The sequence below is a fragment of the Hallerella porci genome (assembly GCF_003148885.1).
Taxonomy (GTDB): Bacteria; Fibrobacterota; Fibrobacteria; order Fibrobacterales; family Fibrobacteraceae; genus Hallerella; species Hallerella porci.
This window is the reverse complement of record NZ_QGHD01000003.1, coordinates 94,568-106,107: the sequence shown is the minus strand read 5'-3', so window position 1 is coordinate 106,107 and position 11,540 is coordinate 94,568. Positions and strand designations below refer to the sequence as shown.

8 protein-coding genes, 1 tRNA gene and 1 other RNA gene are annotated in these 11,540 nt (G+C 45.1%); 4 read left to right on the top strand and 6 right to left on the bottom strand.

Features of this window, described 5'->3' with window-relative positions; translation table 11 throughout:
- Window positions 1-24 precede the first annotated feature (24 nt).
- The 4 genes from B0H50_RS02890 to ligA all read right to left on the bottom strand — a co-directional run bounded on the left by B0H50_RS02890 (window position 25) and on the right by ligA (window position 4,253).
- On the bottom strand, window positions 25-339 hold the full coding sequence (locus B0H50_RS02890; RefSeq protein ID WP_106198215.1) for a hypothetical protein: 315 nt from the start codon (window positions 337-339) through the stop codon (window positions 25-27).
- 22 nt (window positions 340-361) lie between these two features.
- A tRNA-Ser gene (locus tag B0H50_RS02885) sits at window positions 362-446 on the bottom strand.
- Window positions 447-545: 99 nt separating this feature from the next.
- Window positions 546-2,240 (bottom strand): M3 family oligoendopeptidase, encoded by a 1,695-nt coding sequence (locus tag B0H50_RS02880; protein ID WP_106198214.1) that lies wholly within the window; start codon window positions 2,238-2,240, stop codon window positions 546-548.
- 9 nt (window positions 2,241-2,249) lie between these two features.
- Window positions 2,250-4,253: an NAD-dependent DNA ligase LigA gene (gene ligA, locus B0H50_RS02875; protein WP_106198213.1), complete on the bottom strand. Its 2,004-nt coding sequence runs from the start codon at window positions 4,251-4,253 to the stop codon at window positions 2,250-2,252.
- A gap of 86 nt (window positions 4,254-4,339) precedes the next feature.
- On the opposite strand from ligA, the gene B0H50_RS02870 reads away from it, so the two are divergent.
- Window positions 4,340-5,173 (top strand): hypothetical protein, encoded by an 834-nt coding sequence (locus B0H50_RS02870; protein ID WP_146193660.1) that lies wholly within the window; start codon window positions 4,340-4,342, stop codon window positions 5,171-5,173.
- Window position 5,174: 1 nt separating this feature from the next.
- The gene (locus tag B0H50_RS02865; protein WP_106198211.1) at window positions 5,175-6,440 is read left to right on the top strand and encodes a DUF763 domain-containing protein; all 1,266 of its coding nucleotides are present in this window, start codon (window positions 5,175-5,177) and stop codon (window positions 6,438-6,440) included.
- Here B0H50_RS02865 and rdgB read toward each other — a convergent pair.
- Complete coding sequence (gene rdgB, locus B0H50_RS02860) at window positions 6,417-7,043, bottom strand: RdgB/HAM1 family non-canonical purine NTP pyrophosphatase (protein WP_106198210.1); 627 nt, start codon at window positions 7,041-7,043, stop codon at window positions 6,417-6,419. The two genes, B0H50_RS02865 and rdgB, sit on opposite strands and share 24 nt — an antisense overlap.
- Before the next feature lie 32 nt (window positions 7,044-7,075).
- Window positions 7,076-7,443, bottom strand: an RNA gene (gene rnpB / locus B0H50_RS02855) — RNase P RNA component class A.
- Window positions 7,444-7,477: 34 nt separating this feature from the next.
- Between rnpB and B0H50_RS02850 the strand changes: the two genes are divergently transcribed.
- Together B0H50_RS02850 and B0H50_RS02845 are read left to right on the top strand one after the other, a co-directional pair.
- Window positions 7,478-9,790 (top strand): DUF748 domain-containing protein, encoded by a 2,313-nt coding sequence (locus B0H50_RS02850; RefSeq protein ID WP_109587216.1) that lies wholly within the window; start codon window positions 7,478-7,480, stop codon window positions 9,788-9,790.
- The gene (locus tag B0H50_RS02845; RefSeq protein WP_109587215.1) at window positions 9,787-11,535 is read left to right on the top strand and encodes a BamA/TamA family outer membrane protein; all 1,749 of its coding nucleotides are present in this window, start codon (window positions 9,787-9,789) and stop codon (window positions 11,533-11,535) included. Before B0H50_RS02850 ends, B0H50_RS02845 begins: the two co-directional genes overlap by 4 nt.
- Window positions 11,536-11,540: the final 5 nt, after the last annotated feature.

Here is an 11,540-nt window from a genome sequence, read left to right as displayed (position 1 = left end):
TTTCAAATACGCTAAACGTTTGGCTTAGACACCGAATGCATCGTTTGCAGAATCGACGCTGCTCGCGTTATTCGATGCATGTTCATGATTTTTAGCCGATTCATTTTTCGCTGCTTGACGGCTTTCCGCTTCGGCTTTCGAAAGAATCGTGAGCTTGTTATCTTTGAACTTGTCCATCGCAATGGTCGTCGGCTTCATCGTCAGATTGATATAACCGAGACGAGCTTGTTCATTGATGAAACGAGCTTCTTGAGCCATCATGACAACTGCGCGGAATGTAGAACCTTTGCAGGCTTCGCTTGCGTAGATATCGTCAAGGTAAACGCGATGATTAGACATAAGCCACCTTGTAAAGTTTTAGAAGAGGGAGAGGGATTCGAACCCTCGTTACAGTTAAGTAAACACGCTTTCCAAGCGTGCGCCTTCAACCACTCGGCCATCCCTCCAAGGATGTGCGCCAAAATTAACAAAAAAAAGGCGTTTCGTCAAGACAAAACACCTTAAAAAATAAATTTTTCTGAATTTTTTTGCTTAAAATCGCGATTTTAGCGTTTCAAGCGGGTGAGTTCATCGCTTAAATCCCGCATAAGCGGTTCAATCGTCGCAGGAGAAAAGTCAAAACGGATGCCTGCGCGCGCAAAAAGTTCTGGCAAAGGACGGCTAGAACCGAGAGCTTCGGCGGCAAAGAGATCGCTTAAACCTTTCGCAGGATTCTTTTTGAAATTTTCCCACACTTGGAGGGCGCCTAATTGAGCGATGCCATATTCGATGTAGTAGAATGGCACTTCAAAAATGTGCAGTTGCTTTTGCCATAGATAAGCGCGTTCGTCTTCGAATCCGCTGTAATCAATTCCCGCATCATAACGATCCATCACCGAAAGCCACATTTCTTTGCGGTCGGCTGCGGTATGATTCGGATGCGTGTAAAGCAAATGTTGGAAGGAATCGACGGAGGCGACCCACGGGAAAAGCCAAATAATTTCTTCGAGTTCGCTTGCGCGGCTGCGCTTTGCATCTTCTTCGTTCGGGTAGAACGGCGAAAGATCTGTAGAGCCGATAAGTTCCATGCTCATGCTCGAAACTTCGGCGAATTCCGAGGGAATGTCGTGGTAAGCGGTAAGCGGAATATCGGCAACGCTAAATTGTTGGAAAGAATGTCCACTTTCGTGGAGAAGAGTGTAAATATCGCCATCGGTTCCGGCGGCATTCATGAAGATAAACGGACGTCCGCTTTCTTCAAATCCGATTTGATAACCTCCGGGAGCTTTGCCCATGCGGCTATCGGGATCGATGAGATGTTCTTTTTGCATCGTCCGGAACCACGCTCCCGTTTGCGGCGAAAGTTTATCAAAAATCGTGCCGACTTTTTCGATGAGTTCTTCGCCATTTTGGAAAGGTTTTAATGGCGGACGCGAAAGCGCATCAACATTGGTATCCCACGGACGCAAGCGTTCGAGCTTCATCGTTTTTGCTTTTTCGCGGTATAAATCCGCTAAGTAGGGAAGGACGATTTTTTCAATGCTTTCGTGGAATGTTTGGCAATTTTCTGGCGAATAATCAAAGCGAGATTTTGCTTTGAAAATGTAATCGAGATAATTATAGAATCCAGAATTTTTCGAAATCTGAATACGCAATTTGAAGAGTTTATCAAATGCTTCGTCCAAACGTTCTTTGTCTTGCAAACGGCGAGAAGCGATTTTTCGCCAAGCGTCTTCGCGGACGTTCCGATCGGGCTCGGAGAGAAGTTTCGCCATTTGTTGCAGCGTTTTCGTTTCGCCGTGATATTCGACGCTCATCGTGCTCGTGATTTTCTGATAGCTTTGAATCTCTGTCGATTCTTGCGTAAAGAGCGGAATATTTTCTTTGTTAAAAAGTTCAAGGCTTGTGCGGACATCGCGGAAGTAAACGCCGAATTCACTTTCTAAATCGGTGACATTCGGATGCGCAATCATTTTGCGTTCGAGTTTATTGTTGTAATCTTCGCAAATCGGATCGATATTTTCAACAAAATCCATGTAAGCTTTTGCAATCGATTCATCTTGAGTATGCGAAGTCATCGCCACATAACGATGCGCGCTTTCTTCGGAAAGAACTGTCGTCAATTCATTCCATTTGAGAATCCAATCGCGAAGCGCTTTTGCATTTTCGGGAATGATTTCGCGAACTAATTTTTCATAATATTCGGTAACCTGTTTCGGGTCATCCGATTTAAAATCTGCGGGAATAAAATTTCTAATCATAGTGAAAATTTAGTTTTTTTCTTCGCCATTTTTCATTCCCAATTCATTCAAAAGCCAATCTTCATCGTGAACAGGAATTCCTAATTCTTCTGCTTTGGTAAGTTTACTGCCCGCTTCTTCGCCCGCTAAAACCCAAGTCGTTTTTTTACTCACGGAGCCGGAAACTTTTCCGCCGTTATCTTCGATGAGTTTTCGCGCGGTATTCCGATCAAGAGTCGGAAGAGTTCCGGTGAGAACAGCAGTGACACCGGCGAAGTGATCTTTAATTTCGCCTTTGAATTCGGTTGCAATTCCTGCGGCGACAAGGGCGTCGACTTCGGCTTTGTAATCGGGACTGCGGAAAAAGTCATAGACGCTTTGTGCGATGCGTTCACCGATATCGGGGATTTCGATGAGTTCTTCGAGAGTTGCATTTTCTAACGCTTCAAGAGTGCGGAAATGCTTTGCAAAAATGCGGGCTTTTGTGCGTCCGACGAATCGGATTCCGATGGCAAATAAGAAATTTTCCAGACTTAAGTTTTTGCTTTTTTCAATTGCATCGATGACATTTTTTGCGCTCTTTTCTGCTATGCGATCGAGAGAAATTAAATCGTCTTGAGTTAATTTATACAAATCAGAAAGGCGAGAAATTTTTTTCGTTTCTAATAAATCGGCGATTAACGCAGGTCCTAAATTTTCGATGTTCATCGCTTCGCGGGAAACGAAATGTTCAAAAAGACATTGCGTCATCGCGGGGCAGTGCAAATTTTCGCAGCGCAAATCGACTTCGCCTTCTTTTTTCGTTAACGGCATTCCGCAGACCGGACAGCATTCGGGAGGAGTAATCGGATGCGTTCCTTCGGGGCGTTTCGTCAAATCGACTTCGATAATTTTCGGAATAATGTCGCCGCCTTTTTCTACGCCGACGGTATCGCCGACGCGCAAATCCAACCGTTCAATTTCATCGAAATTATGCAAAGTCGCACGCTTTACCGTTGTGCCCGCTAAACGAATCGGATCAAAATTGGCTACCGGTGTAATGCGCCCCGTGCGCCCGACTTGAAAATCGACTGAACGCACAGGCGTGTAAGCGCGTTCCGCTTTGAATTTATACGCAAGCGCCCAACGCGGACTTTTCGCAGTCGTTCCTAATTCTTGTTGTAACGTTAAATCATTTTGCTTGATGACCATGCCGTCGATTGGATACGCGAGAGAATCGCGGCCAGCGAGAATTTGAGATGCAATTCGCATAATATCTTCGACGCTATAAGCGAGCCAATGATCGTTCGTTTGAAAGCCAAAATATTCCAACGATTTCAAATTATCGGAATGTTTTTTGTTGCCGATGTCTTCGGGAATATGATACGCTAAAAATCGCAATTTTCGTTTCGCACATTCTTTCGGATCTTTGAGTTTGAGTGTTCCCGCTGCAGTATTCCGCGGATTTTGAAAACCTTTTAATCCGCGGGCTTCGAGTTCATCATTCAAAAATTCGAAGGTTTTAAATTCCATGTAAACTTCGCCGCGAACTTCTAAATCGCCTTCGGGTGCTCCGCGCAATTTGTGCGGAATATCGGCAATCGTTTTAACGTTTGCAGTGACGTCATCGCCGACAGTGCCGTTTCCGCGAGTCGCTGCGCGAACGAGAATGCCGTGATGATAAGTGAGCGACATGCTGATGCCGTCAATTTTTCTTTCGCAAATCCATTCTTTGGCAGCGGGCACAATCGACTGCGCTTGGCGAATAAAATCAGCCACTTCTTCTTGACTATACGCATTCGAAATCGAAAGCATCGGAATGCGATGTTCGACTTTTTTAAAATCATTCGTGAGATCGCTTCCGACGATTGCGGTCAACGAATCGGAATTTTTCCATTCGGGATGCGCTGTTTCCAAGGCTTCCAATTCTTTAATTCCAAAATCAAAATCTTGGTCGCTCATCGGCGAAACGCCGTCTTTATAATAAGAATCGCTTGCTGCTTTTAACTGTTTTTGCAGTTCTTGATATCGCGAAAAATCAGAATTTGTGCTCATGAAAAACTCCTACTTCATCAAAAAATTAACAAATTTAAAACTCTCGCAGAATTTTTTTTGCAGTGCGAAATTCTATTTTTATTTCGATGAAAAAATTTGTTTTAATTCTTTTTTGGGCAACTCTTTCGTTTGCGGCAAAACCGATGTCCTTGGAATCAGCAACGCGTTTTCAAGCGGCGGAACTCTTTGCAAAACTCGATTCGATAAGCGGAGGCGCTTCTTGGATGGAATGGGACGCCGATGCGCTTCTCGATCCAGAAATCGCAAAAATTGTCTGCGATAAAAATGGAAAAATTCGTTCTGCAATCGAACACGGTTGGTTTGTCGAAGGCAAGGGAAGAAAATCTTTATTTGCCGTTTTAGAAAAAAATGGAAACGGCGAAAAAATTTCCGTTTTTGAAATTGCAAAACTTTCAACGAAAAAAATTCCCTTGGACATTCAAGAACCATTAAATCCGAAAGAAGTTTTCCGCGATTATCAAGAAAAAATTCCGGGACAATTTGTGCATTTTGACGATTCGAATTTGCAAGTCATCGTCCGCGAAAATGAAATTCAATTTTCGTATTTAAAGCCCGATGCCGAAGCGCTTTTGCCGATTTTCGATTTTAAAAATTTACCGGAACTCCAAAAACAAGCCGAAATTCAAGGGCGCAAAGATTTTTACGCATACGAATATTCTTTGATGGTGCAAGCATTTGTCGCGAGCACGCGCGGACTTTTTAATTGGCAAATTTGGCATTGGTTAAATGATACGTGGACTAATTCTGCAAAAATTTCTTCAAAAGAAATTGAAGCCATTTTGGAATCTCCCGATCAGGGAAAATTTGTGCGAATCTTTTTCCAAAAATTAGCGAGCGGTGGCTCAGTCGAAATGCAAAGCAATTCGCACGGTTCTTTTCTCATGATTATTCGGCGGTAAAATGCCTAAGCGTACGGGCGTTGCCGATTTGCCTTTGCACACGGGAACGGTTCCGCGGTGGCTCGCTGATCGCATGCGCGATCTCGGAAAACTCATCGCCGAAAGCATCGTCGAAAATTACGGAAAAAAAGAATTTCTCGTCCGCTTAAGCGATCCGCTTTGGTTTCAATCTTTTGGCGCGGTTCTCGGAATGGATTGGCATTCTTCGGGCATTACGACAAGCGTCATGTATGCGCTCAAGCGCGGGCTCAATCCGATTGCAAAAGAACTCGGCATTTGCGTTTGCGGTGGCCGCGGAAAATATTCTCGCGAAACTCCCGCAGAACTTTTACGCGTTGCCGATGCGACTGGACTTGACGGCAATTATTTAGAGCGGGCGAGTCGTCTCTGCGCAAAAGTCGATAATACCGCAGTTCAAGACGGCTTTCAACTTTATCAGCACAATTTTATTGTAACGGATGAAGGCGATTGGGCGGTAGTGCAGCAGGGAATGAATGCGTCCGCGCGGGCAGCGAGACGTTATCATTGGTGTTCGTCGCATTTGCGTTCCTTTGTCGAAGAGCCGCACACGGCTGTCATCGGCGAAAACCGCGGCGAAATTTTGAATTTAACCGCAACAGATGCAGATAAAACTCGTCATTCTATTTTGGAAATTTCCAAAGAAAATCCGAGTAGGATGATGCGCGAAATCGCACAAATTGTGAAGCCGAATTCTTCGATTCTTGTGCCCGCGCAAACCGATTTATTTCTCCCGACTCCCGAACCGATTTTGGTCAATTCTAGTCGAAATTGTTCAATGCCATCGCATCACGATGTCCGCGAAGCCGATGTTGATTTAAAACGTCTCGGTGCTGTGCTTGCAACCGCTTACGAATCTGCGCCCGAAAATTTTGAAAATTTACTTCTCACACCTGGACTTGGCCCGCGGACTTTGCAATCGCTCACACTCGTCAGCGAAGTCATTCACGGAACGCCTTCGCGTTTTCGGGATCCCGCTCGATTTTCCTTTGCCCACGGCGGAAAAGATGGGCATCCGTTTCCTGTTCCTACAAAAATTTACGATGAATCCATTCGCGTTTTAGACGATTCCATTCAGCGGGCAAAAATCGGTGACCGCGATAAAATGGAATGCTTAAATCGTTTACATCAAACGCAACTCAATGTGGAAAAAAATTGTGCGCCTCTCGCCGACTTTGAAGCGACGATTGCGCACGAAAAAGAACATTCCAAAGAGTGGGGCGGTTTAAGCACGCAGATGCGCATGTAATGCGCGAATTGCATTGCCGCGATGACTAATCGGTTTCTTTTCGGCAAGTTCCATTTCGGCAAATGTCCGCGTTTCTCCGTTCGGAATAAAAAGCGGATCGTAGCCAAAACCTTTATCGCCGACGGGAGCAAAGTTAATTTGTCCGCGGCATTCGCCTTCAAAAATTTGCGGCTCGCTGATGACGAATTTTCCCTCAGCATTTTTCGAAACGATTTGATACGAGAGCGCACAAAAATACCGCGCGCTCCGATCGGAAACGTCTTTTAACTTCGCAAGTAATTTTTGATTGTTAGCTTGATCGTCGCCGTGAACGCCCGCGTAGCGGGCGCTGTAAATTCCCGGTTCACCGTGAAGCGCAAAAACTTCTAAGCCGGAATCGTCTGCGAGAACCGTTGCTTCAATGCCTTTTTTCGCTAACCATTCCGCCGTTGTTCGCGATTTGATTTTCGCATTTTCTTCAAACGAATTGCCGTTTTCGATAATTTCGCCATCAAAGCCGATGTCTTTGAGAGTTTTAAATTCGTTGCGTTCTGTTCCCAAAATAAAAGCGAAGTCGCGGATTTTTCCCGCGTTTCCAGTAGCGATGACAAATAAACGTTTCATAAAAATTCTGCGGTTTCACGCTTTGAAGTAAAAAAATTGGGACGACTATAAGCCGGGTTTTGTGCCGGCCGAAGTCGGCGATGACCATCTATCTGGATCCGCCATTACTGGCGGCCTCAAGCAACCTACCCGAACTCCAACTGGAAAGGCTACCCAGGCTTTCCGAAGAAAGCGGAATTCTGCTTGGTCTTGCACCGGATGGGGCTTGCCATGCCGTCCCTGTCGCCAGGTCCGCGGTGAGCTCTTACCTCGCCATTTCACCCTTACCTCCGAAGAGGCGGTTTATTTTCTGCTGCGCTATCCGTCGCATTTCTGCGCCTGGACGTTATCCAGCATCCTGCCTTGTGGTGCCCGGACTTTCCTCCCATGCTTTCGCAAGAGCGGTCATCCGTCGTCCCAAAACAAATGTAGCATAATTTTCTATCGTTTCCAATATGAAAAAAGCATTTCGTATTCTCGGAATCATTCTCGCTGTTTTAATTCTCCTCGTTATCGCCGCATGTTTTTTTGCACCGAAAATTGCGCGCGGTTATATCGAAGAGCATTCGAAAGAATTGATCGGGCGAAAAATGGAAATTGGAAATATTTCCTTTAATCCGTTCCGCTTTACGGTGACAATCGATGATTTTGTGCTTTACGAAAATGACGACGTCACCCGATTTGCCGCCTTTCATCAATTCTTCGTAAACGCCGATCCGAGCTGCCTTTTCGTCGGCGACATTTGCCTTTCGGAACTTAAAATCGATTCGCCATACGCCCGCGTCATTCAAAATGGGGAAGTTTTTAATTTCACGGATATGCTAGAATTTTTAGCAGCGCGCGATTCATCGCAAACGGATTCTTTAGAAGCCGCAGCGATGGATTCTTCGGCGGTAGATTCGTTAGCAAATTCACAAATGGATTCGACAAAAATTGCGCAGGATTCTGCGACCGCTCCGGGCGCAAGTCAAGTGAACGCGCTTCCTTTCGGCATTTCCATTAAAAAAATCGCCATTCTTTCGGGCAACGTCATTTACGTCGATCAGACAGTCAATTCCGATATTGAAATCAAAGATTTCTCAGTAAAAGTACCCGAAGTTTATTTCTCGAATAAGAATACTTCTGCCGGCGTCAAATTGGAATTTGCAAGCGGCGGTTCGTTAGGCGTTTCTGCCGATTACAATATGCAAAAAGGCAATTTTGCATTGAATGTAAAACTCTCGGATTTTGCAATCGGCGCCGTCAAACCTTACTTAGAAAGCGCGCTGAATTTCCAAGATCTTTCGGGAAAAGTGAGCGTCGATATTTCGGTTTCAGGAAATGTGGATGACGTTCTCGCTTCGGCGGTGAATGGAACGGTTTCCGTCGATGATGTCGTCTTAACAGAATCTTCGGGAAAAACTCTCGGTGTGGATCACATCGGCGTAGGAATTGCCGAAGCCAATTTAAATGAAAATCGTTTCGTCATCGATTCTGTCTTGGTGCGCGGAGCGTTCGCACACTTTGATATGAATAAAAATTCCAACAATTTGCAAGTCTTATTAACGCCGAAAAAAGCGGCCCCCGCTGATTCGAACGCCGCGCAAGATTTCCAAGTCAAAGCGAAAGATGATTCGACAAAAACAGAAAAAGCGACACCGGCTGCGGAGCCGAAAAAAACGGAAGCGGCAAAGCCTCTCGATGCGCTTCTCAAACAACTTTCCTTTTCGGATACCAAGTTTACACTCAACGACAACACAATTCCCGGCGGATTTTCTTATACGGTTTCGGGAATTTCTGTCGACGCTGCAAACGTCGCCTTTGAAAAGCAAACAACGGTCCGCGTCCGCGCCACACTGCCACACGGCGGTTCGGTCAAAGTTTCTGCAAAAATTAAACCGTCGGATTTAAATTCTTTGCAAGCGAACATCGATGTGAAAAATGTGAGCATGAAAGATTTCTCCAAATATTCGGAACATTATACAGGCTATCCGCTTGTCGCGGGCTCGTTAGGTCTCGCTTCGGACAATGTCATTCAAAATAATGAAATCGATAGCCGTCACAATATCGACATTTACAATTTAACCGTCGGCGATAAACCGGATAACGCAAAACCCGAATACAGCGTTCCGATGAAAGTCGCGCTTTACATTTTGAAAGACAAAGATGGAAAAATTGAATTCGATATTCCGATCAAAGGAAATTTGAATGATCCGGAATTTTCATACGGAAAAATCATTTGGCAAACGGTGAGAAATTTGCTTGTTAAAGTCGCACTTTCTCCGGCGAAATTCCTCTTCGGTTCATCGACGCCAAGCGAATTTGAAATCGATGTTGCCGCAAACGATTTTACGAGCGAACAATATGGCATCGCGAAAAAATGGACCGAAATTTTAGCGCAAAAACCGGGCGCTTCGATGACGATTTTGCAAAATTTTGATCCGAAAAAACAGTTGGAATCTTTCGCTCTTAAAATGGAAAAACTTGCATTTTACAAAGCGACAAATGGCAAAGAAAATTTGACGCCGGTAGAACGCAAAGCTGCTTTAGAAGCCGAAGAAGATGATGCGTTCAAACAGTTTGTAGCTTCGTGGCAACGTCCGTCAGACGAAGCGTTAATCGCCCAAATTAACGCTCTCGCCGAAGAGCGCAACGCAAAACTTTTAAAAGCGTTGCAAGCGCAAACAGGCGTCACCGCAAAGAATCTTCAAGTCCGCAGCGCAACGGCCGCGGAACGAAGCAACACGGGAAAGAAATCCGTCTTCCGAATGGCGGTTGAACTTCCGTGAAAATTTTAATTGCAATTCTTTCGTTGGCAATCTATGCCGCAGCCGTTACGCCCGAGCCGATGTTTGTGCAGCCGACTGCGGATTCGCTCGAATATTTCCGCGTCGATTCTATCGCTGTTTATCCGGGCGATGCATTTGACGATTCAAAAGCTTACACGTGGGCAGATAGTTTAGTTTATCACATCGGAAATACAATTCACATCGAAACCCGCGAATCGGTCGTGCGAAAGCTCGTGCTGTTCGATGTCGGCGATACAGTGAATTTGTACGAACTCATTGAAAGCGAAAAAAATTTGCGCAGCCAAGCGTATATTGCTGACGCACACATTACCCGTGAAATTTCTGCCGATGGAAAAAATATTTTGCGGGTGAAGACAAGCGATACGTGGACGCTTACGGTGCCGCTTTCCTTAGAACGTCCGAGCGATGGTCCTGTTTATTACGGCGTCGGAATTTGGGAAAATAATTTCCTCGGATTTGGACAAACCATCGGCGTTTATTATTCGCACGATGAATTCCGCGACCGCTTTATGGCTCTGTATAACAACAGCAATTTCCTTTTCCGAAATAATCGCTTAGAAGTTTCGGTTTCGGACAATACTGATGGCTACACGAATTATTTCACCATGTATAAGCCATACCTTTCTCGCAGTAAAAATGAATGGGCTTACACATTTGCCGAATATATGGACAAGCAAGATGTGAAATATTATTGGACGGGGAAGCTCCCGACGAAAAAAGTTTCCGTTGCTGTTGCCGATACCGTCAAAGAAGAATTGCCCAATTACAATCGCAAACATGGAAATCGCGTCATCCGCGTCAACGGACTCGAAGAAGATTCGACAAGTTTTCGCATCGGGCATTCTTTCGGAAGCGAAGAATTCAAAATTTATCTGAATTTAAGCTATGACTATCATCGTCTCGGACGCTCGTATAAAAACACTTCGCGTTATCTTTTCTTAGAAGATAATCGCGCTTACGCACTCGATTCTAGCGACGTAAAACATTGGATTCCCGATATGGTCGATTCGCGTTTTGGATTAAGCTTCACCTTTTCGCGGATTCGCTACGATCGTTTGACGAATTTCCGCCACGCCAAATGGACGGAAGACGTCGATAAAGGTTACAGCGTAAAAATCGGCGCATCCAAGAATTTCACAGCGCTCGGCGCCACCGATAACGATTGGCGATTTGACTATAAAATTTATCTCGCACTCGGTTCGCGGATGCATCATTTAATGCTTTCGGCGTGGTCCTATTTTTATGTCACCGACGATTCTCGCCGCGATATTTACGAACGCATTTCTGCAGAATATATTTGGCGTTCCAATGAATGGTTCTCAACGCAACTTCTCGGCTACATGGATACTTATAAACGCGCCGCATTCGGAAAACAACTTTCTCTCGGCGGACTTTCGAATCAAGAATTTTACGGATTTCCGACGTATCTTTACACCGGACAAGCGCGATTCTACGGGCAAATTGAAGAACGATTCTTTCCGCATTTTGAAATCGGAACCGTTGCGCCCGTCTTTGCCGCATTCTTTAAAGCTGGCGAAACTTCTTCTGCCGTTCACGAATTTGAGCCCGACGATTTGACTTATATCGCAGGCGTCGGCGTCCGCTTTGCGATGACAAAATCCGTCACGAAATTGGTGAATCATTTGAATTTTAGTTGGCCATTAAATGGACCCTTAAAATCATCGAAACCGCGGATTAGTCTCATCGCTTTATTCTCGCTTTAAGAGGT

Bases quoted from the DNA above. Each gene is read 5' to 3' on its own strand.
- B0H50_RS02890 (WP_106198215.1), bottom strand. From the start codon at position 339: ATGTCTAATCATCGCGTTTACCTTGACGATATCTACGCAAGCGAAGCC.
- B0H50_RS02880 (WP_106198214.1), bottom strand. From the start codon at position 2,240: ATGATTAGAAATTTTATTCCCGCAGATTTTAAATCGGATGACCCGAAA.
- ligA (WP_106198213.1), bottom strand. From the start codon at position 4,253: ATGAGCACAAATTCTGATTTTTCGCGATATCAAGAACTGCAAAAACAG.
- B0H50_RS02870 (WP_146193660.1), top strand. From the start codon at position 4,340: ATGAAAAAATTTGTTTTAATTCTTTTTTGGGCAACTCTTTCGTTTGCG.
- B0H50_RS02865 (WP_106198211.1), top strand. From the start codon at position 5,175: ATGCCTAAGCGTACGGGCGTTGCCGATTTGCCTTTGCACACGGGAACG.
- rdgB (WP_106198210.1), bottom strand. From the start codon at position 7,043: ATGAAACGTTTATTTGTCATCGCTACTGGAAACGCGGGAAAAATCCGC.
- B0H50_RS02850 (WP_109587216.1), top strand. From the start codon at position 7,478: ATGAAAAAAGCATTTCGTATTCTCGGAATCATTCTCGCTGTTTTAATT.